The following is a 20,885-nucleotide window of genomic DNA, read 5'->3' on the forward strand; positions in this document are numbered from 1 at the left end:
CTGCACCGGAGATACAGATGGAAAGCTTCAGCCTCAATTGCATCGAACTTCAGGCCTACCAGCCGAATCGCTATCCCTTCCTGATGATCGACCACGTTGACGAGGTCCTGCCGGGCAAGTACGCGCGCGGCTACAAGAACCTGACGATGAACGAGTGGTACTTCCCGGTGCACTTTCCGGGCGGCCCCAATATGCCGGGCGCGTTGCAGCTTGAAGCGCTCGCGCAGATGCTGACCGTCGCGATCACGACGCTGCCGGGCCTCAAGGGCAAGGTCACGCACGCGCTCCAGCACACGGTGCGCTATCGCAAGGAGGTGCTGCCGGGCAAGAAGTTCGAGATCGAGACCGAAGTGCTGTCGTGGCGGCGCGGCATCTGCAAGGGGCGCGGCATCGCGCGCGTGGACGGCGAGATCGCCTGCGAAGCCGACATGCTGATCACGATTCCCGAGATCCTCGAGCAGTTCCTTCCAGCGAAGGCCGCATCGGCATGAGCGATGTCGCGGACATCGTGATCGTCGGTTCGGGCGCGAGCGGCGCCGCCGCCGCCTGGGCGCTTTCGCGCTCGCGCGGCCTGCGCATCGTTTGCCTTGAGCAGGGCGCGCGCACGCAGCCGTCTGAGTATCCGTCGACGAAAATCGACTGGGAGCTCGCGCGCGCCGGTGCGTACAGCTCGAATCCGGCCGTGCGCCAGAACTCAGCCGACTATCCGATCGACGACACAGCCTCGCCGATTTCGATTGCGAACTTCAACGGCTTCGGCGGCAGCACGATCCTCTATTCCGCGCATTTCCCGCGTTTTCATCCGTCGGACTTCCGCACGCGCAGCCTCGACGGCGTCGGCGACGACTGGCCCCTCGACTACGAAGCACTCCAGCCTTTCTTCGCCGAAAACGAACGCATGATGGGCGTGGCGGGGCTGGTCGGCGATCCAGCCAATCCGGACTACGAATCGTTGCTCCCGCCTGTGCCGCTTGGGTCGGCAGGTCGTGCGATGGCAGGTGCGTTCAACGCGCTTGGCTGGCACTGGTGGCCTTCGTATGCGGCGATTAACACACATCGACACGGCAATCGCGGCGCCTGCATTAATCTGGGGCCGTGCAACACCGGCTGCGCGCAAGGTGCGAAAGCGAGTGTGGATGTCACGTACTGGCCCGAGGCGCAGCGCCAGGGCGTGGAGGTGCGCACGCAATGCCGCGTGCGCGAGATCACGCTCGATGCGCGCGGGCTCGCCAATGGCGTGCTCTACACCGATGAGACGGGCGCCGAGCAGCGGCTCGACGCGCGCGTGGTGGTGGTGGCATGCAGCGGCGTCGGCACGCCGCGTCTCCTGCTCAACTCGAAGTCGAGCGCGTTTCCGGACGGCCTGCTCAACGACAATGGTCTCGTGGGCCGCAATCTCATGCTGCATCCACTCGCCTATACGGAGGGCGTGTTCGAAGACGATCTGCAATCGAGCTTCGGGCCGCATGGCGCGTGCATGCTCAGCCAGCAGTTCTACGAAACCTCGCCCGAACGTGACTTCGTGCGTGGCTACACCATGCAGGTGCTGCGTGGCGCGCCGCCTGCGGAAACGGCGGTGTCTGGGTACTTCATGCGGCAGGTACCGCTCGGCCCCGATCATCACAAACGCTTCGCGCAGCTTTACAACCGCACGGTCGGCATCGCGGTGATCAGCGAAGATCTGCCGGAGCTGGAAAATCGCGTCGAACTCGACTACGCGCATTGCGATTCGAGCGGCATGCCGGGCGTGAAAATCACGTATCGCCTCGGCGAGAACACGAAGCGCATGCTCAAACATGGTATCGACGCGAGCAAGGCTGTGTTCGCTGCGGCAGGCGCAAAAGTTGTGTCGTCGTTTGCGCCGGTGCGCCACACCGGCTGGCATTTGATGGGCACTGCGCGCATGGGCGATGATCCCGCGACTTCCGTCGTGAATCGCTATGGCCAGGCGCATGCGGTGAAAAACCTTTTCGTTGTGGACAGCAGTATCTTCGTGACGGCTGGCGCGGTGAATCCCGTCGCGACGGCGCAGGCACTGACGCTGATGGCATGCGACCACCTGCAGCGCAACCTGCACACGCTGATGGAGAGCGGACGATGATCGAACTGGTACTGGACGCGATGCTGCCCGGCGACCCTGTGCTCGGTGTGCCTGGCGCATCGGCCATCGATTTCGAGGGTTATCAGCTGCGTCATTGCCTGACGCAGCAGGTTGACGCCTTTCTCGACATGCTTGCGCGTGTGGCGCTTGAGCGCTACCAGCAACCGTTCGAAGCGCTCGACGCCACGGGGCGTCTGGCCGCGATCAACGCCTGCAAGCTCGCTGACGTACGGGTGTTCTCCGCGTTCGTTACGCACGCCATGCGCGCGTATTACACGGACCGCAATGTGCTGCACGCCATTTCAGCGGGCCCGGTGCCACCGTTTCCCACGGGCGCTGAGCTTCCCGCCGACGACTGGACGATTCTTGAGCCAGTGTACGAGCGTGGTCCAATCTGGCGTCCGGCCGGCCCGGCTTAGGCGTGGGTGCCCCCATGAACCCTCAGGACACTCCGATGTTGCTCAATAACAAAGTGGCCGTCGTTACCGGCGCAAATCGCGGAATCGGCGAAGCGATCACGCGAACCTTTCTCGCCAATGGCGCGCGCGTGCTCGCGTGCGTGCGCGACCCCGCCGCACCGGCGGTGATGCAATGGCTCGCGACGCTTGAGGCCGAGCACTTCGCTCGCGTGCAGACCATCGCGCTCGATCTAGCCGACGAGGCCTCGATCAAGGCTGCGATCAAATCGATCATGGCCGTGTCGCCACGCATCGATGTGCTCGTCAACAACGCGGGCGTGGCGAGCGGCGCGATCATGCAGATGACGTCAATGACCGAGCTGCGCCGTCTCTTCGAGATCAACGTCTTCAGCCAGATCCTGCTGAGCCAGGGGCTTGCTCGGCTGATGGCGCGCAACAGGTCAGGCTCGATCATCAACCTTGCTTCCACGGCTGCAATGATCGCCGACCCCGGTACGCTCGCCTATGGCGCCAGCAAGGCGGCGTTTGCGCGCGCCACGCAGAGTATGGCGACCGAGTTGGGCGCAAGCGGTATCCGCGTGAATGCCATCGCGCCGGGTCCCACGCGCACGGAAATGTTCGAGCAGATGGCCGAGGCCGCGCGCGAACAACTCGTCGCGGCTTCCGCGCTCAAGCGCGCGGCCGAACCGCAGGACGTGGCAAACGTGGCGCTGTTCCTTGCGTCCGACCTCTCATCGTTCGTCACCGGGCAGATTCTGCGCGTGGACGGCGGCATCGTTTGATCCAAGGACTTCTCATGAGTGCCTACCCCGATATCGACCGCATGGCGCTCGTCATGCGCCACAAGATTCTCGACATCGCCCATCATTGCAACCAGAGCGCCCATTTGGGCGGCGGTCTGTCGATGGTCGAAATCATGGCGACGCTCTACGCGCGCGTGCTGCGCTACGACCGTAACGACCCGCACTGGGCCCAGCGCGACCGTTTCATTCTGAGCAAAGGCCACGGCGTGCTCGGCTATTTCCCGGCGCTGCTGGCGGCCGGCCTCATTGACGAGGCGACCTTCAACACGTTCAAGACTAACGAGAGCGACCTGATCGCCCATCCGGTGATGAACCTCGACCTCGGCATCGAGTCGTCGAACGGCAGTCTAGGCCAGGGCCTTTCGATGGCGGTCGGCATTGCGCTTGCAGCGAAGAAGAAGCGCGAGTCGTTCCGCGCATTCGTGCTGCTGGGCGACGGCGAATGCAACGAAGGCTCGGTGTGGGAGGCATTCATGGCAGCGGCGCAACTGCGGCTCGACAACCTTGCCGTCGTCATCGACTACAACAAGCTGCAAAGCGATGGCGACTCGACGCAGATCATCGATTTCGGCGATCTCGCTGCGCGCCTGCGCGCCTTCGGGTGGGACGTGCGCGAAGTGGACGGTCACAATGTCGACCAGATCGTGCCTGCCTTCGAGACTGCTCCGGCGACGGGCATGCCGCTCGCGGTCGTCGCGCATACGGTCAAGGGCAAGGGCGTTTCCTTCATGGAAAACAACAACGAATGGCATCACAACCGGCTCACGCGCGCGAACTACGAGCTCGCGCTTGCCGAACTCGGCGCGCTGGTGGAGTAAGGGAGATCTGAAGATGGTGGAAATCAACGCGAGCAATGCGCGCCAATGGTCGCGGCTCGGTTCGCGCGGCGTGTTCGGTCAGGCTGTGCTGTCGATCGCCGAACAGCATCCGGACCTGATGGTGATGTCGGCTGATCTCGGCAATTCGTCGGGGCTCGACCGTTTCAAGAAGGCCTTTCCGGAGCGCTTCCTGAACGTCGGCATTGCTGAACAGAACATGATCGGAGTGGCTGCGGGTCTCGCGAAGGAAGGCTACAACGTGTTCGCGACCTCGTTCGCTCCGTTCATCTCCATGCGAGCGGCTGAGCAGATCCGCATGAATCTCGGCTATATGGAGATGAACGTGAAGGCCGTGGCGATTGGCAGCGGCGTGTCGATGGCGTTTCTCGGCAACTCGCACTACGGCATTGAAGACGCGGCGGTCATGCGCGCCATTCCCAATATGACTGTGGTGTGCCCGGCGGATTGCGCCGAGATCTTCAAGGTGGTCGAGGCGGCTGCGACATTCGAAGGGCCGATGTACATCCGCCTCACCGGCGCGGTCAATAATCCGCCCGTCTATACCGAAGACTACGATTTCCAGATCGGCCGCGCACATACGCTGCGCGAAGGCTCGGATGTGACCATCGTCGCGAATGGCACGATGGTCTACGAATCGCTCGGCGCCGCAAAGCTGCTGGAGGCCGAAGGGCTCTCCGTGGGCGTCGTCAACATGCACACGCTCAAGCCGATCGACACGGCTGCCATCGATGCCGCCATGGCGCACTCGAAGCTGCTTGCGACGGTGGAGGAACATTCGGTCATTGGCGGTCTGGGCAGTGCGGTTGCCGAATATAAGGCGACGAAGCGCAACGCGCCCCCGCAGGTGTTGATCGGCCTGCCCGACCGTTTCGACAAGGCGGGCGAATACCGCTATCTGCTGGAGAAGCACGGTCTCGTGGCGGAAAAGATCGCCGGACGCATTCGTGCGGCGATGGCGGAAAGCGACTGAGAACTCGCGTCCGAAAAGAAAAAGCCCGCTTCGTCGAAAGCGGGCTTTTTTATGCCCGCAAGCGGGTGAAAGCGGATGCGTCTGCGGGCGTCAACTATTGCGCGTGCGTCGCGATGAGATCGACGATGCGGTCCTGCTGTTCAAGCGTCAGTGCGGGAAAAATCGGCAGGCACAGCACCTTGCGTGCAGCTTCGGCGGCGACCGGCAAATTCGCGCGCTGCGCAGAGGGCAGGCCGCGGTACATCGGGAAGTCGGAAATCAGCGGATAGAAGTATCGGCGCACGATCACATCCCGGCGGCGGAACGCATCGTAAAGCGCGTCGCGATCGAGCGGATAGTTGTCTTCCACGAGAATCGGGAAGTATGCGTGATTCGCGATGCCGCGCTCGCATGCCGGCAGGCAACGAATGCCCGGCACGTTGGCGAGCTGCTCGCAGTAGCGGCGGGCAATCTCGGCGCGGCGCGCCAGCGCTTCGTCGATATGCTCAAGCTGCAGCAGGCCGAACGCGGCGTTGATCTCACTCATCTTGCCGTTGATGCCTGGCGCCACGACCGTGGTTTCATCGACGAAGCCGAAGTTCTTCAGGTGGTCGATACGTTGTTTCGTTTTCGCATCCGGGCAGATGATCGCGCCGCCCTCGAAGGTGTTGAACACCTTCGTTGCGTGGAAGCTCAGCACCGAGAGATCGCCTGCGCGCAGGATGCTGCCCGTTTCGTTGCGCACGCCGAACGCATGCGCGGCGTCGTAGATGACCTTGAGATTGTAGTTGTCCGCAATGCGCTGGATCGCGTCGATATCGCATGGATAGCCGTAGCAATGCACGGGCATGATCGCGGTGGTCTGCGGCGTGATGGCCGCTTCGATCTTCGCGGGATCCATGTTCAGCGTTCTCGGATCGACGTCGACGAATACCGGCTTGACGCCGTTCCACAGCAGCGAATGTGCCGTCGCGACGAAGGAATACGGTGTCGTAATGACTTCGCCGGTAATGCGAAGCGCCTGCAGCGCTGTCACGAGACCCAACGTGCCATTGGAGAAGAGCGCGAGGTGTTCGACGCCGAGATATTCACTCAGTGCCTGTTCGAACTGCTGATGGAACGGGCCGCCATTGGTGAGCACCCGGCTCTCCCAGATTTTCTCCAGATACGGGACGAATTCGCTCAGCGGCGGAAGATGCGGCTGGGTGACATAGATGCGTTCAAGCGCGAGATCGGGTAGGGACTCGGCGGGGAGGCTGGCATTCATGGTTCGCGGTCTGGGTCTCGCAGTCTTGTCGCATGGGCTTGCTGGCAACCGCTGCTTGGTCCGGAGGGGCAACGCAAGCAAGCCAGGGCAATATGGTTGATTATCGCGTTGCCGTGTGCCGCACCAAGGGCCGAGCTAGAGCCCAAATGCCTGTCATTTTCGCGGATTGACCGCAGCGCTTTCGAGCGAACCTCGCTATTGTTCCGGGCGCGGCGTGCCGATCGCGCGATCGGCGGACCACTGAGTACTTCAGAACGGTGCGCTGGATTCCGTTAACTGCGGAAGCAGCCCTATCGCGCCCGTGAATGACCGACTGGCGCCGCTGCTTCGCCGATTCGCCTCTGCCCCCCGGTATGCAGCCACTAAACCGTACTTCCGCGAATTATGTCGACTAGCGCTTCGCCTCATCCAGCACAGCATCCTTACTATATTTACGCGCCTGCGTATCGCGAAACGTCCGCTGGCATTGTTGTTCTGCATACGCTTTGTCATGAACTGAACAGCCGCGGCCATGAGGCGTATATCGTTGGCACTGCTGTGGTCAATCCGGCGCTGCAGACGCCCGTTCTGTCGGCGCAACACGCAGAGAGTCATCGCCAGCGCGGAGTCGTTCCGATCGTCGTGTACCCGGAGGTCGTGTCCGGCAATCCGTTAGGGGCGCAGGTGTGTGTCCGGTACATTCTGAACACCATCGGTCGTCTGACGGGACAACCTTTGAACGAAGGCGAGGACGACCTGATCTTCTACTACTCCCAGAATTTCATTGGGGACAAGAAGAAAGACGAGGTCGAGTATCTGTACCTGCCTGTTCTCGATACGAATCTGTTCAAGCCAGATCCGGCGAAGTCGAAAGACAAGACGTTTGTCTTTCAATACCGATATCCGCTGGAGAAAATCGACTTTTCCCGCTTTCCTCCTGGCACCGAACTCCTGTCGATGGCAAACCCCGTTTCTTTGGCCGAACTGGCGGCGAAACTTCAAACGGGCAAGGTTCTCTACAGCTATGAGCTGTCCGCCGTGTGCGTCGAGGCGATGATGTGCGGCTGTCCGGTCATCTTCATGAACGAGGGTGGTCTGCGGGAAACGCCGGATAGTTTCATGTTCGGCACCAATGGTTCCGCTATGGCGAATGAGCGCAATGGACTGCTCCGTGCCGCTGCGACGGTGGGCGTCGTACATCCGATCGTGACGAGTCAGATGGGCGTATTTGCAGCGCAGCTCCCTTGGTTCGTCGAAAGCACGCAGGCGGCGTCTCGCAAGGTGTTATCGCGCAATCAGGCGACCGTGGTGTCGCATGGCAGCGGCCAGAAGGCAGAAACGCAGCCGGAAACGGCGAGCAACCGGCCTGCAAGTATCGGACAGGCGCCTGCAACCGCGTCGCTCACGCCCGGCATTCTGCTGCTCGATCCCGCCGGCGACGGTCAGCAAATTGAGCAATCTTTGCAAAGTATCGACGCCGATCGCGTGAAAGACCTTCTGGTGGTCGTACTGACTACACAGGATGCCGCGGTTCCTGAGTGGACCCCACGTTTGCGTTATCTGAAGACGACCGCCAAAGAATATCCCGCTGTGGTAGAGGCGGTTGCCGCACATAAGGAAATCCAATGGCTGAGGATCGCCGAAGCTGGAACGTCGCTTGCCGGGCTGTGAGCGAGTCGGGACGTTTTCATGAGGAACGGCTTCTAGCTGCCGATAGTGAATGAAAGGCGCGCTTCGGCGCGCTTTTTATTTTGTGCCCTTTCGAAAAAAAGCCGGGTTTCGTCTTTCCACGAAACCCGGCTTTTGCTTTGCTGCGTAATGTTGAAGGCTCAGTTTAATCGCCGTATTTACGCAGGTATTGGTCGTACCCCGCGCGCCATCCCGGCGAGTTGAACGCGCCGCCGCTCTCGTGCACGACGGCGATCGGCCAGGTGCCCATGCGCAGGCGCTTCAGCTCCGCCTGGCGGCAGAAGTCCAGATCGTAAAAGTGGAAAGCGAACTGTTCGTCGAAGCGCAGACCGCTGCGCGACAGGGTTTCGCTATCCGCGGCCAGCAGCAGGCCGTCGAGCAGTTTGCACTCCTGGCCGGACGGACCGAAATACGAGGCGATATCGCAGGGAAAGCCCTTGCCGTGTCCGACGGTGCCGCTCAGATATTTGCGATCGTCCCACTTGAGTTCCGGCGTGAAGGCCCAGGACGGCTGGCGGGCAGCGCGGCGCAGATTGCCGGCGAGACCCACTACGTCAAAGCGCGCAAGCGATTCGCGGATACGTTCGGCCCAGAAAAAATCCTGAAGCCAGACATCGTCGTGAATGAAGACGAGGTGCGCCGGGTTCTGCTTCGCGTCTTCGATTGCTTCGTTGTAGATGGTCGACAAGCCACGCGAGTTGCTGTCGAACAGCTGAAGTTCGAGGTCGGGCAGGTGTGCGTAGAGTTTGAGCGAGCGGCCCAGCGCCGTGTCGGTCGAGAAGCGCTCGCGGCTGCTGCGGGTGCCGCATACGAGACGGATCGGCTTGCGGTTGGCCGGCACCACGGTCGTCATGCCGATCGACGTGATGGGCGCAGTGGCGCGCGCAGGCGCCTCGTTTCGTGCTGCTGATGTGTCCTGCGGCAGTGCTTCGACCTCGAAGTGCTCGGGCGCGAGTCCGTCGCACCAGCGTTGCCACATCGTGCGCAGCGCACGCGAAGCGGCATTGGCGATGGTGCTGGCACTGACGATCGGCGACTGCATGCAGTGCGGGCGCAGTTCGCGGCGAACCGCGGCAAGCGCTTCCGGATCGGCGGCGAGTGCGGCGCACTTGCGCACGAAATCGTCCTTATCGGTCGCGACGAATGCGTCTTCGAGGCCGAGATGCGAGAGCCAACCCGTGCTGCCGCGGCTCGCCATCGAATAGCCCGGCAGCGTCATGGTCGGCACGCCCATCCAGAGCGCGTGCATGGTCGTGGTCGAGCCCGCGAACGGGAACGCGTCGAGACAGACGTCCACCAGGTGATGCTGCTGCAGGTAGTTCGTCACGCTCTTGCGCTGCAAGAAACTGATCCGGTTCGCGTCGATGTTTTCCTTTTCGAACATGCCGGCGATTTTGCTCATTTGCTCGGTCGATGCAATTGCGCCAACCAGCATGCGCGAGGTGGGCAATTCGCGCAGCACACGCGCCCACAGTGCGACGACCTCCGGCCCGATCTTTACGATTCGGCTGAAGCTGCCGAAGGTCAGATAACCGTTCTTCAGCGCAGGCAGTTCATTGACGTCCGGCGCTTCAGGGTGCGGCTTGAATGGCGCAAGCGCCGGCAGGAAGACGAGCTTTTCCGAGAACTGGCTCGCAAATTGTTCGAGCGGCGTGACGAAGCGATCCGACAGGTAATAGTCGATTGCGGTCAGTCCCGTCGTCGCGGGATTGCCGATCCAGCCGACCTGCACCGGTGCAGGCTTGTGCGCGAATGCGACAAGCCGGTTACGGCCAGTATGGCCCGAAAGGTCGATCAGGATGTCGATGCCGTCGTTGCGGATCGTCTGTGCGACCACTTCGTCGCTCATGCCGAAGACTTCGCGCCAGCTCGCCGCGTGCGCGCGGATCTTGTGAGTGAAGTAGTCGCTCGCCGCATAGTTCGAATAGAAGTGCAGCGACAGATTCGGATCCAGTGCCAGGTGTTCGACCACCGACAGCAGGAAGTATGCAACCGGGTGATCGAACAGATCGCCGGAAACGAAGCCGATCTTCAAGGGCTTCGCCGGATCACGCTCGTTGGTGTGCTTGGGCCACTTCGCGCGCAGCGGCGTCTCGAAACGCTCGGCGAACGCACGGAATTCGGCGAAGGCACGCGGCGCGTCGAGATCGTGCTTGTGCATCAGGCTGAACAGCAGGTTGCTGTTGGTCGGCGCCTGCGTGGGTGCCATTTCGAGAGCGCGGCGGAACGCGACTTCGGCTTCGTCATACTCGCCGTGCTGCGACAGCGCATTGCCGAGCGCGTCGAGTTCGAGCGCATCATGCGGGGCAAGTTCGACGGCGCGGCGAATGTTGGCGATGCCCTCTGCGCTTCGGCCGATCACCTGGAGCGTTGCGCCCAGCGTGCGATACAGGGCGGCGCATTCCGGATGCCGCTCGATTGCCTTGCGGCAGTGCTCCTGCGCGCGCTGGAACTGACGCGTGATGTAGAGCGCATCGGCCAGCATCGTTTGTGCGATGACCTGATTGGGCAGCAGGCGCGCGGCCGGCTCGGCGGCACTCACGGACTCCGCGAAGCGGCCGTTGCGCTGCAGTGCATGCGTGAGCGCGAGCCAGCATTCGCCGTGTCCCGGGTTGGCGTCGGTCAGGCGGCGTGCGACCTCTAGCGCTGCGTCAATCTTGCCGGCGTTGAAGAGATCCGCGTATTCCTGCATTTGCGCGGCGGTTGCGCGGCGTGGATCGGCGTCGCTGGCGGGGGGCGGCGCCTCGGTGCACGCTTGTGCGGTTGCAGGCGCCGACGGGGCGGCTTGATTGCCTTCCACCGCAAGCCGCTCACGCAATACGGCGATCGCGTCGGCTGGCACGCCGCATTGCAGTGCGAGTTCAAGCGAGGCGCGCGCTGCTTCGTGCTGCCCGCTGCCGACGAGCGCGTTGAAATAGTAGACCCAGAGTTGCGCGAAATTCGGCGTATGGCCGAGCACCAGCTCGAAATGGGGTATCGCTTCGGCGGGCAGTCCCGTCTGCATGCGCAGCACGCCCATGTGATAGTTCGCGTCGACGTGATCGCTGTCGGCATCGAGCACCGCGGCGTAGAGCGCGGCGGCATCGGCGTATTCCTGCTTGCGATGATGTTCGATCGCAGCCTGCATCACGAGATCAATATCCTGTTCCCGCTGCGCGTCGGGGGTGAGCGTGGTCGTGTCGTTCAAGGTGGGGAAGGCGGTCATGACGAAGGCGCGCGAACGCGTCCTGGAGCGGAAGTTGGAAGAATTATGAGGCGGGGGACTGTGCGGCGATGCGCCGAGATGGAGTCAAAATGACCGCCAATTTGACGAGTCAACCGCGTGCCTCGCCCGTCTGCGCAATCAAAAAAAGCGCCAAAAGAAAAAGCCCGCACGAAGCGGGCTTTTTGATGCGCCTGCGCCGCGAAGGCGCTTAAGAGCGAGTCGAATCGGGGGTCAGAATTGCGCGATGCGCTGATACTGGCTGACGTTACGCGTCGCGCGCATGCTCGCCTGATACTCCGCGCCGAGCGTGCGTTGCGCGACTTGCGCCGCTTCGGCAACACGCCCGTTGATCGCGTGAATCTCACGCAGTTGCGCGAGCACCGCGGGCGATTGCTGCGCGCCCAGCGACATCAAAAGCGGCGAACGCGCATCCGTAAGCAGTGCCGCCTGTTCCCATTCGCCCACGGCTGCCGCCTGCTCGATGGCCTTGGTGAATTGCCAGATGCGTTCGATGCCGGTCTGTGCGTCCATGACTTGCGCCCCTTGATCCGTTTGCTCGCGTTAGCTCTTGTTGGTAGCCAGCGCACCCGCGCTGTTGGTGCCGCCGAACAACTGCGTCAGGTACTGCTGGTTGCTGTTCATCGTTGCCATCAGCGTGTTCAGCGCCGTGAACTGCGCAGTGTACATGCTGGTCAGCTGCGTCTGATAGTCCGTGAGATTCGTCTGCTGCGTCGTCAGATTCGTCAGATCGGTGTTGAGCGCATTGGTGCGCGTCGCAATGACACCCGTGCTCGACAGATAGTTTGCGATGTTCGTGTTCAACTGCTCGGCAACGCCGTTGGTCGAATTGAACAGCGTGGCGATCGTCGACTGGTTGTTCTGCAGCGCGCTGTTAAGCGTGTCACTGTCGATCGAGAGCGTGCCGTCCGCGCCCAGCGTGACGCCGATCGACGCCAGGCTGGTGGTCGTGTTGCCGTTCTTCACACCGGTTGCCACGATCGTCGCGAGCTGGTTCTGGATCATGTTCAGCGTCGAGTCACCGAGCAGCACGCCTTGCGAGGTCGCCGTCGAGCTGAAGGAGGTCAGCGTGCCCATCGCCGTCACGAGCGTGTTGTACAGCGTGACGAAGTTGTTGATTGCGCTCGACTGTGCGCTGGTGTTCTGAGCGATCGTGAGCGTCTGCGGCGACGAGCCGGTCGTGTCGACCGATGCAGCCGAGAGGCTCAGCGTCACGCCCGACAGCGCGGAGGTGACAGTGTTGGTTGAGCTGGTGACGCCCGTGCCGTCGATCGTGAAATACGCGTCTTGCGCCGCCGTCGACTGGGTCCAGTACGTCGTGTTGTCGATGGTCGACTGGTTCGCCGTGAGGTTTGCCGAGGTCGCGCTGGCGTTACCCGTCAGCGACGTACCCGAGGTCGTGTTCACGGCCAGGTTGTTCAGGGCGTCGCCGGAAGCCGAGTCGCTGATCGCGACGCTGATGCCATTGGTCGAGCCGGTCGTGGTCGAGTGCAGCACCAGGTGGGCGCCGTCCGCGCCGTTCACGACCGAAGCCGTGACGCCCGGATTGTTGCTCGCGCTGTTGATCGCCGATGCGATGCCGGAAATGGTGCTGTTCGAGCTGTTCAGCGAAATCGTCGTGCTCTGGCCGTTGACGGAGAGCGTCATCGTCGCCGATCCGCTTGCGAGTGCGGTCGTCGCGCCGTAGCCCTTGGAGGTGAGCACCTGGGCCTTCGCGATCTGCGCCACATCGAGCGAATACGTGCCGGCCACCGCGCCGCTCGCGGCCGTCGCCGTGATGCCGGTGCCGCTGGTGGTCGCGGAGAAAGCGTTGACGGTGGTGCCGTCGGAAAGCGTGCCGAGGCTTGCCTGAAGCGCTGAGAGCGCTGCCGAGAGCGTGCCGTAGGCGGAAATCTGGGTGTTGTCGGTCGACTGCGAGGTCGCGATGGTCGCGGCCTGGCCGGCGATCTTTGCGTTGACGAGCGCCGAGACGAGCGAGCTCACGTCCATGGTCGAGTTGCCGGTCGAGCCGCTGATGATCGACTGGGCGGCTTCCTGCAGCGCGGCATTCGATGACGCAGTAGTGGCGGCGACGGTGCTCGCGATCGTGCTGGCGGCCGTATTGACGGTGGACATGGACAGACTCCCTGCTTGGGCGATGTCGGGTGAATCGGTTCAGATCGGGAAAATGCCAATCGGGAGGCGAGCCTCCCGACTGGTTTGCGCCACACGCACCGGTTAATGCGGGAGAGCGTGTGGCGTTTGCTGCGAGAAGCTCTTACTGGAGGAGCTTCAGGATCTGTTGCGGTTGCGAGTTCGCTTGCGCCAGAACCGAGATACCAGCTTGCTGCAGAACCTGAGCCTTCGACAGGTTAGCCGTTTCTTGTGCGAAGTCAGCGTCCTGGATCGACGATTGTGCCGTCGAGAGGTCGGTCGACTGAGCTTGCTGCGTCGTGCCGATTGCCGTGAAACGGTTCTGTGCTGCGCCGAGCGTTGCCTGCAGGTTGTTCAGGACGTTCAGTGCGTTGTCGACCGATTCCATTGCCATCGAAGCGCCGCTTTGCGTGCTGATGTCAACGTTAGCGACCGTGGACGGCGTGTTGTACGCGTTGACTTGCGACACCACTGCTGCGTCGGTAGCCGAACCGCCTGCGGTGCCCAGGCCGCTCAGAGCCGAGTCACCCAGCGTCAGCGCCGTGCCCGAACCGACGATGCTGTTGCCGCTCACCGTGCCGCCCGTGAACAGAGCCGAAACTGCCGACGACGACAGTGCGCTGTTGTTCTGGTCGGTGAACGAGAAGCCGCCGCTGCCGTCCGAAACCACGTTGATCGACGTGATTGCAGCCGTACCGCTCGACACTGCGCCACCCGACGAGTTCAGGCTCAGGCCCGTGAACGTGCCAAGGGTCTGGCCAGCTTGCGGCACGCCGCTGCCAACCGATGCTGCCGACATGTTTTGCGACAGGTTCAGCGTGATCGTCTGACCGACGTTCGCGCCAACCTGGAACGACACCGAACCCAGCGTGCCGTTCAGCACGTTCATGCCGTTGTACGTCGTTTGCGATGCGATACGGTTGATTTCCGAAACCTGCTGCGTCACTTCCTGTTGCAGTGCTGCGCGGTCGTCATCGGTCATCGAGCCGTTGGTCGCTTGCGTGGCCAGCTGGCGGATACGTTGCAGGCTGCTGGTCAGCGACGACAGGCCGCTCGATGCGGTTTGCACCATCGACACGCCGTCGTTCGCGTTCGACACACCTTGATTCAGACCGTTGATCTGGGTCTGCATGATGTTCGAGATTGCGAGACCTGCTGCATCGTCAGCTGCGCTGTTGATGCGCTTACCCGACGACAGACGGGTAATAGCTTGCGACAGTGCGCTGCCCGAGCTGGTCAGGTTTTGTTGTGCAACCAGCGAGTTGATGTTGCTGTTAATTCCGAGCATGGAAATTCTCCTAGTCGGGCGATTAGCCCGTTACAAGCCACAATGACTTCGGCGGAAGCCTGGGTTCATTGCTGGCCGCCTCAGTAAAGGTTGACGGCGTGGGTGCAGAAAACTTGAGGGAGAAGCGCAAACATTCGAGACCTCATTTGCAGCACGCATAAAACCTTTGCTCGTCGCCGGCTTCCTGCGTATTACCCGGTCGCCATGCGCTTTCTCCCGCGTGCAAAGTTGTTTACGGCAGCACTTGCAAACGATTTAGTGCAATTTCCTCTTACCTTTCTCGTGTCGCTGCAGCCGCACCCAAGGCGGCGTATCCTCGATGGTTCTGCTCTCGCCCTACTTTGGAGACATCATGGAACTACGCAGGATCGGCACTTCCTCCTTGCAGGTCGCACCGCTGATGTTTGGCGGCAATGTGTTCGGCTGGACCGCCGATGAAGCCACCTCGTTTTCGATCCTCGACGCGTTCGTCGACGCCGGCCTGAATTTCATCGATACCGCCGATGTCTATTCGGCGTGGGTGCCAGGCAATCAGGGCGGCGAATCGGAAACCCTCATCGGCAAGTGGCTCGCGAAGACCGGCAAGCGCGACAAGCTTGTGATCGCCACCAAGGTCGCCAAGAGTGCGCATCGACCGGGGCTGTCGGCGGCCAATATCGCTGCGGCGGTGGAAGATTCGCTGCGCCGTCTGCAGACCGATTACATCGACGTGTACTTCTCGCATGAGGACGATCAAAAGGTGCCGCTGGAAGAGACGCTCGGCGCCTACCAGAAGCTGATCGAGGCGGGCAAGGTGCGCGTGGTGGGCGCGTCGAATTACACAGGCGCGCGCATTGAAGAAGCGTTGGCGCTCGCGCACAAGACGGGTCTGCCTGCATATCAGATCGTGCAGCCCGAGTACAACCTGTACGACCGCGCCGCCTACGAGGCCGATATCGAGCCCGTAGCGCTCGCGCAGAAAATTGCGGTCGTACCCTATTACAGTCTCGCAAGCGGCTTTCTTTCGGGCAAATATCGTTCGCGTGAAGATCTGGCCAAGAGCGCGCGCGGCTCGCGCGTCGAGAAGTATCTGGATCATCGCGGCATCCGTATTCTCGCGGCGCTCGATTTCGTGGCGCAGCGCCATGGCAGCACGCTCGCGGCAGTGGCGCTGGCATGGCTGATCGCGCGGCCGAGCATCACGGCGCCGATCGCCAGCGCGACGTCGCTGGAGCAGCTTGAGAGTCTCGCTGCGGCGGTGCGCCTGCAGCTGGATCCGTCCGATATTCAGGCGCTCAACGACGCAAGTGCGTGAAGAGGGGCAGATCTATCCGGGGTGCTCGGGGCGGGCCAGGTAAGGCTAATCCGACGCTAACCCAGGACTCCTGAAAGTGCGTGGCGCGCCGCCCAGCTGCGGCCGCCACGCAAGTGCCTGAAGAGACTGAAAAAACCAGGCGAGAAACCCCTGGTCGGCAGGATTGTTTCCTGATATCATTGAGAGTGAATTGAGATCTTTGCCTGTTTTGTTGCCGTGTTCGTTACTGTTGGCGGCCGCAAACCGGCGGTCAGGCGTGTTGCTGCAAGGTCTGCCTGGCCGCGTTCCGCTGTGAACCCCCTACTTCTCTTTTCCGGCCTCCGTGGCCGCCTTGCCTCTCGTTACACCCCCTAAGTTGGTGAACGACCGGAGGGCCGGTGCGTAGACGTTTTTTGCGTTTACGCCTTTGTACCGTATCAAGTGATTGAGTTAGGACATACATGACGACGATTCTTCTGAAGGAAAACGAGCCGTTCGAAGTGGCAATCCGCCGCTTCCGCCGCGCAATCGAAAAGAACGGCCTGATCGCAGAACTGCGTGAGCGCCAATCGTACGAAAAGCCGACGGCTGTTCGTAAGCGTAAGAAGGCAGCTGCAGTCAAGCGTCTGCACAAGCGTCTGCGTAGCCAGATGCTGCCGAAGAAGCTCCACTAAGAGCCGCTTCAGCTTCCGCCAGACGGCGGCGCATGCTTCGAAAGAAGCTGCGCCGCCGTTTGCATTTGTGCGTCGGATTTTGAAGGGAGAGCGCGCCTCAGGCGGCGTCCAGAAGCCGTTGCGGCGAGAGCCTGAACTGGGCGGCGATGGAAAGCAGACGCTCGCGCCATTCCCAGACGCCGAAGACATCGTGAACGTTCTGCAGGCAGCTCAGCAGATTGACGGTGTTGGGGTCGTAGACGTTGACGTGGGCACGCAGGAGCGCCTTTCTGAGCGCGGCGACGCCCACATCCATATACGCGGGCACTTCGCCTGCATCGCGCGCGATATAGCGAACGGGAATGCCTTCCATCGCGCTCATGTAGTCGCGCGGACGGATGAAGCTGCCGACCGGGCAGCCGCCGTAGTTGTGCAGGCCGCCGCCGCTATATCCGCCGCGATACGCGCCGCCGCCGCACGGCAGCAACGCCGCGCTGCCCTGTCCAAAAAGATGCGCCACGGCGCGGTCGAAGATTTCCTGATGGCTCAGGAAGTGTACGTTTTTCATGTTGACCCCCTGCGCGTCGCTCAGTGCTTAGGTCTCCCCGGACGCGTCGTCGCACGCCCTCCGGCGCGCTCCCCGTCCTGCGTCCTGTCGCGGCTCGTCATGACGATTGGCCCCGGACGCATCCGTTGTCAGTTATAACGGCGCGCCACGGGAAAACCGTTGGGCTGCGCACCCAGCCGACGCGAAATCCGTGTGATCGCACGCGCGTGGCCCAGGGTGGCATCAGCGCTGCGCCTTGGTACGCAAGGCTTGCCGGTGTGCTTGCCGCCATGCCTGGGACTTTCCCGAGGCTGGCTCAACATCAGGTGTTCTGGGGCGCGCGCGGCTTCGCTGGCTTGCTTCTGCCTTTCGTTTTCACGCCGCCGAGCGTCGCGCAGGTTTTGCGGCACGGGCAGTCGCGCTGATGATCGTTGACCATGCCGATGGCCTGCATGAACGCATAGCAGATCGTGGTGCCGACGAACTTGCAGCCATACTTTTTAAGCGCCTTGCTGAGCGCGTCCGAGACCTCGGTGGATGCGGGGGCGTTGCGATAGGAGTCCAGATCGCTCTGCAGCGGCGTATCGTTGACGAAGGACCAGACGAACGCCGCAAGCGAGCCGTGTTCCGCCTGGATCTGCTGCACGGCGCGCGCGTTGAGAATCGCGGCTTCGATCTTTCCGCGGTGACGCACGATGGACGCGTCCTCCACCAGCTTTTCGACGTGTTTCGGCGTGAATCGCGCGACTTTGTCGATATCGAATTGCGCGAACGCGCGCCGATAACCCTCGCGCTTGTTGAGGATCGTTGACCACGACAGCCCGGCCTGCGCGCCTTCGAGCACGAGCAATTCGAACAGGTGCCGGTCGTCGCGCGACGGCACGCCCCATTCTTCGTCGTGGTATTGCGCAAGGGCTTCGCTTGTCGCCCAGCTACAGCGTTGTGTCACAGTCAGTTCTCCCTGGCGGCCTGGCGGTGCGCGGCGCATGCATTCGCGCCTCGCAAGAATAGCGGATCGAACGTGCGCCGCCACCTGGCCATCCGGCTAATTGTGCGAATCACATCGAGCCGTTAGTCTCTACGGCACGGTTCGATATTCAACGATTCTTATAGTCCCTCACATCATGCAGACATTTTCCTGGTTGATCGGCGTCGACGGCGGCGGCACGGGCACGCGCGTCGCGCTGGGCGATGCGCAAGGCAAGGAACTCGCGCGCGCCTCGGCGGGCCCGTCGGGGCTGGGACTGGGTATTGAGCGCGCCTGGCAATCCATCGAGGAAGGCGCACGCGCGGCTTTCGCACAGGCGGGCATCGCGTTCGACTGGTCGCAATGCGTGCTCGGCTGCGGCCTTGCCGGCGTGAATAATCCAGACTGGCTCGGGGCGTTTCGCGCCGCTGCGCCGCCGGTGGCCGGGCTCGCTGTCGAAAGCGACGCCTACACGACGCTGCTTGGCGCGCACGGCGGCGAGCCGGGCGTGGTCGTAGCGCTCGGCACGGGCAGCATCGCGGCGGCGCTCGATGCAGCAGGCGCGTGTCATATCGCGGGCGGCTTCGGCTTTCCTTCCGGCGACGAGGCGAGCGGCGCGTGGTTCGGCCTGCGCGCGATCGTCTGGGCGCAGCAGTCGCTCGATGGTCGTGTCGCCCCTGATGCGCTCTCGCAAGCGCTGCTCGCGCACACGGGCGCAACGGATCGCGACAGCCTGATCGTGTGGCTGTGCGAAGCCAACCAGACCGCTTACGCGAGCCTCGCGCCCGTGGTCCTCGCGCATCGGGACCATCCGTTTGTGGCGAAGCTGCTCGCGGAAGCTGGCGAAGCCGTCGCGCGCATGATCTCGGCGCTCGATCCCGCTGCCGCTTTGCCGGTGGCCCTCGCGGGCGGCCTGGGGCAACCGTTGCGCGAATGGGTGCCACAAGCCCTGCGCGAGCGCTTGCGTGCCCCGCTCGCTGATTCGGCCAGCGGCGCCTTGCGGCTCGCGTGGCGCGAAGGTGAACGAAGACGTGCGCCTGCGTGACGATCCGGAACAGCAGTAGTGATCCCAAAAATACGGCTGAAGTCGTCGGATGCTAGCATTGACGGTTTCCCGCTAGCCGCCCGAATTGCCATGTACAAGGTCATCGCCACCGATCTCGACGGAACGTTGCTCAACGCCGACCATCAGCTGGACCCCTTCACGGTTGCCACGCTCGGCAAGCTCGATGCGCAGGGGCTGAAGTTCATCATCGCCACTGGCCGCCATTACAGCGACGTGGCTGGCATTCGCGACCTGATCGGCATTCCCGCGTATCTCATCACGTCGAATGGCGCGCGCGTGCACGGCCCCGACGACGCGCTGATCCACGCGAGCAATCTGCCCGAGCCGATGGTGCGCCGTCTGGTCGCGCCGGATACGGTGGGCGAGCATGGCCGCGTAATCGTGAGCCTCTATACGGACACGGAATGGTTTATCGACCGCGACGCGCCCGAACTGCTCGCGTTCCATCAGGATTCGGGCTTTACGTATCGCGTGACTGAAGATCTGGGCGCGCTTGGCAGCGCGGGTATCGCCAAGGCGCTCTATATCGGCGAACCGGCCGATCTCGCGCACGTCGAAGCGAGTCTCACGCGCGAGTTCGGCGACGCGCTCTACATCACCTACTCGCTGCCCGACTGCCTGGAAGTGATGGTGGCGGGCGTGTCGAAGGGCCGCGCGCTGCGTGTCGTGCTCGATCGGCTCGATGTGGATGCAGCGAATTGCGTCGCGTTCGGCGACAACATGAACGATATCGATCTGCTCGAAACGGCCGGCCATCCGTTCATGATGAACAACGCGAATCCGCTGCTGATGGAGCGCCTGCCGAAGGTGCCGCGCATCGGCAATAACTTCGAGGCGGGTGTCGCGCATCACCTGCGCAAGCTGTTCGCGATCGACGACGAAATCGCCGGCTGATCGCGCACAGCGCGATTACTGCGCGGGCGGCGCGGGTGATTTCGGCGCAGGCAGGCCTGCGCACGGGCATTCGTCGCTTACGCCGTCCAGGTCCTCGCGATCGTGGCTGAAGCGCACGCGCGGCGCACCGCTGCTCCAGTCGACGCGCACGACGTAGATGCTGTCGAAGTCGGCGCTCTTCCACTTGGGCACGTCGGACGCCGACCCGCCATGTTCCGCGACGATCTTGCGCACCATCGTCTCGATCTCGCGGTGCTCCCAGCCGATCAACACCGTGCGATTGCGCTGTGACGCGTCGAGCAGCGTCTTTTCCAGTGCGTCGGTGTGCGAGTGGCCATACGGCGTCTGGATCGGCAGGCCGAACTGGATTGCCGTGGGTTCGACCGTCGCAAGCGGGCGCACGTAATAGTAGGCGTGGCCGCGATCGTCTTTCTGCTCGCCCGGGTCCGGCGCGTAGACCGCGTCGGGTTTGCCGTACTTCGCGGCGATTACGGCGGGCAAGGCCAGCGCGCGGTTCAAGCCCTTGCAGTCGAGCTGGCCGAGACCTTCGGCGGGCTTTTCGCCGTGGCGCACGAAAATCAGCGTCGTGACATTCGCGTTGTCTGGGGCGCTGGCGGCCTGAACCGCGCCCGCGGCTGCGAAAAACACGCCCGTCGCCGTGAAAAGTTGCGCCGCGAGCGTCACAGTGAAGCGGCCCAACGCGTATCGTGAATGCTTCATGCCGTGCGCCTTGCCGTGGAGTTTGAGGTTGCGCCGATTCTAGCAGTGGCGTCGGGCCATGCAGCGCGAGCCTCG

At 62.6% G+C, this 20,885-nt stretch carries 20 protein-coding genes; 12 read left to right on the forward strand and 8 right to left on the reverse strand.

Features of this window, described 5'->3' with window-relative positions; translation table 11 throughout:
* The first annotated feature begins 17 nt into the window (after positions 1 to 17).
* From fabZ to F3J17_RS22300, 6 genes are read left to right on the forward strand one after another with little or no spacing between them, the layout of a single operon-like run.
* Positions 18 to 491, forward strand: a complete 474-nt coding sequence (gene fabZ / locus F3J17_RS22275; protein ID WP_167063806.1) for a 3-hydroxyacyl-ACP dehydratase FabZ — start codon at positions 18 to 20, stop codon at positions 489 to 491.
* Complete coding sequence (locus tag F3J17_RS22280) at positions 488 to 2,101, forward strand: GMC family oxidoreductase (RefSeq protein ID WP_167063809.1); 1,614 nt, start codon at positions 488 to 490, stop codon at positions 2,099 to 2,101. The genes fabZ and F3J17_RS22280 overlap by 4 nt, the downstream gene beginning before the upstream one ends.
* Positions 2,098 to 2,520 carry a gluconate 2-dehydrogenase subunit 3 family protein gene (locus F3J17_RS22285; RefSeq protein ID WP_167063812.1) on the forward strand — a complete coding sequence of 141 codons (423 nt, stop codon included), beginning with the start codon at positions 2,098 to 2,100 and terminating at the stop codon, positions 2,518 to 2,520. The genes F3J17_RS22280 and F3J17_RS22285 overlap by 4 nt, the downstream gene beginning before the upstream one ends.
* A gap of 35 nt (positions 2,521 to 2,555) precedes the next feature.
* Positions 2,556 to 3,302 (forward strand): glucose 1-dehydrogenase, encoded by a 747-nt coding sequence (locus tag F3J17_RS22290; RefSeq protein ID WP_167063815.1) that lies wholly within the window; start codon positions 2,556 to 2,558, stop codon positions 3,300 to 3,302.
* A gap of 14 nt (positions 3,303 to 3,316) precedes the next feature.
* A complete protein-coding gene (locus F3J17_RS22295) occupies positions 3,317 to 4,141 on the forward strand; it encodes a transketolase (protein ID WP_240161110.1) in 825 nt (274 codons plus the stop codon).
* Positions 4,142 to 4,154: 13 nt separating this feature from the next.
* Positions 4,155 to 5,132: a transketolase C-terminal domain-containing protein gene (locus F3J17_RS22300; RefSeq protein ID WP_167063818.1), complete on the forward strand. Its 978-nt coding sequence runs from the start codon at positions 4,155 to 4,157 to the stop codon at positions 5,130 to 5,132.
* A gap of 94 nt (positions 5,133 to 5,226) precedes the next feature.
* Here F3J17_RS22300 and F3J17_RS22305 read toward each other — a convergent pair whose 3' ends face one another.
* Positions 5,227 to 6,378, reverse strand: coding sequence for a DegT/DnrJ/EryC1/StrS family aminotransferase (locus F3J17_RS22305; RefSeq protein ID WP_167063821.1), 1,152 nt, complete (start codon positions 6,376 to 6,378; stop codon positions 5,227 to 5,229).
* A 384-nt stretch (positions 6,379 to 6,762) separates the two neighbouring features.
* Between F3J17_RS22305 and F3J17_RS22310 the strand changes: the two genes are divergently transcribed.
* On the forward strand, positions 6,763 to 8,028 hold the full coding sequence (locus F3J17_RS22310) for a glycosyltransferase family 4 protein (RefSeq protein ID WP_167063824.1): 1,266 nt from the start codon (positions 6,763 to 6,765) through the stop codon (positions 8,026 to 8,028).
* 163 nt (positions 8,029 to 8,191) lie between these two features.
* On the opposite strand, the gene F3J17_RS22315 is transcribed toward F3J17_RS22310, so the two are convergent.
* Complete coding sequence (locus tag F3J17_RS22315) at positions 8,192 to 11,251, reverse strand: tetratricopeptide repeat protein (RefSeq protein WP_205194906.1); 3,060 nt, start codon at positions 11,249 to 11,251, stop codon at positions 8,192 to 8,194.
* A gap of 89 nt (positions 11,252 to 11,340) precedes the next feature.
* On the opposite strand from F3J17_RS22315, the gene F3J17_RS36480 reads away from it, so the two are divergent.
* Positions 11,341 to 11,463: a hypothetical protein gene (locus tag F3J17_RS36480; protein WP_275692917.1), complete on the forward strand. Its 123-nt coding sequence runs from the start codon at positions 11,341 to 11,343 to the stop codon at positions 11,461 to 11,463.
* A 19-nt stretch (positions 11,464 to 11,482) separates the two neighbouring features.
* On the opposite strand, the gene F3J17_RS22320 is transcribed toward F3J17_RS36480, so the two are convergent.
* From F3J17_RS22320 to F3J17_RS22330, 3 genes are all read right to left on the reverse strand, one after another.
* A complete protein-coding gene (locus F3J17_RS22320; protein ID WP_167063826.1) occupies positions 11,483 to 11,782 on the reverse strand; it encodes a flagellar protein FliT in 300 nt (99 codons plus the stop codon).
* Positions 11,783 to 11,812: 30 nt separating this feature from the next.
* Positions 11,813 to 13,384, reverse strand: coding sequence for a flagellar filament capping protein FliD (gene fliD, locus F3J17_RS22325; RefSeq protein ID WP_167063829.1), 1,572 nt, complete (start codon positions 13,382 to 13,384; stop codon positions 11,813 to 11,815).
* 142 nt (positions 13,385 to 13,526) lie between these two features.
* Positions 13,527 to 14,690, reverse strand: a complete 1,164-nt coding sequence (locus F3J17_RS22330) for a flagellin (RefSeq protein WP_167063832.1) — start codon at positions 14,688 to 14,690, stop codon at positions 13,527 to 13,529.
* A gap of 352 nt (positions 14,691 to 15,042) precedes the next feature.
* Between F3J17_RS22330 and F3J17_RS22335 the strand changes: the two genes are divergently transcribed.
* Positions 15,043 to 15,984, forward strand: coding sequence for an aldo/keto reductase (locus F3J17_RS22335; protein ID WP_167063836.1), 942 nt, complete (start codon positions 15,043 to 15,045; stop codon positions 15,982 to 15,984).
* A 440-nt stretch (positions 15,985 to 16,424) separates the two neighbouring features.
* The gene (rpsU, locus tag F3J17_RS22340) at positions 16,425 to 16,637 is read left to right on the forward strand and encodes a 30S ribosomal protein S21 (RefSeq protein WP_006401410.1); all 213 of its coding nucleotides are present in this window, start codon (positions 16,425 to 16,427) and stop codon (positions 16,635 to 16,637) included.
* Positions 16,638 to 16,734: 97 nt separating this feature from the next.
* Here rpsU and F3J17_RS22345 read toward each other — a convergent pair whose 3' ends face one another.
* Positions 16,735 to 17,184, reverse strand: a complete 450-nt coding sequence (locus F3J17_RS22345; protein ID WP_167063839.1) for a hypothetical protein — start codon at positions 17,182 to 17,184, stop codon at positions 16,735 to 16,737.
* Between the two features lie 301 nt (positions 17,185 to 17,485).
* A complete protein-coding gene (locus tag F3J17_RS22350) occupies positions 17,486 to 18,118 on the reverse strand; it encodes a DNA-3-methyladenine glycosylase I (protein ID WP_205194914.1) in 633 nt (210 codons plus the stop codon).
* A gap of 169 nt (positions 18,119 to 18,287) precedes the next feature.
* On the opposite strand from F3J17_RS22350, the gene F3J17_RS22355 reads away from it, so the two are divergent.
* Both F3J17_RS22355 and F3J17_RS22360 read left to right on the forward strand, forming a co-directional pair.
* Entirely contained in the window at positions 18,288 to 19,175 is an 888-nt protein-coding gene (locus F3J17_RS22355) for a BadF/BadG/BcrA/BcrD ATPase family protein (RefSeq protein WP_167063846.1), read from the forward strand.
* Between the two features lie 90 nt (positions 19,176 to 19,265).
* Positions 19,266 to 20,090, forward strand: a complete 825-nt coding sequence (locus F3J17_RS22360) for a Cof-type HAD-IIB family hydrolase (protein WP_167063849.1) — start codon at positions 19,266 to 19,268, stop codon at positions 20,088 to 20,090.
* A 15-nt stretch (positions 20,091 to 20,105) separates the two neighbouring features.
* Here the strand turns inward: F3J17_RS22360 and F3J17_RS22365 are convergent, their stop codons facing one another.
* Positions 20,106 to 20,810 (reverse strand): histidine phosphatase family protein, encoded by a 705-nt coding sequence (locus F3J17_RS22365; protein ID WP_167063852.1) that lies wholly within the window; start codon positions 20,808 to 20,810, stop codon positions 20,106 to 20,108.
* Positions 20,811 to 20,885 lie beyond the last annotated feature (75 nt).

The sequence above is a fragment of the Burkholderia sp. Ax-1719 genome (assembly GCF_011753055.1).
Taxonomy (GTDB): Bacteria; Pseudomonadota; Gammaproteobacteria; order Burkholderiales; family Burkholderiaceae; genus Paraburkholderia.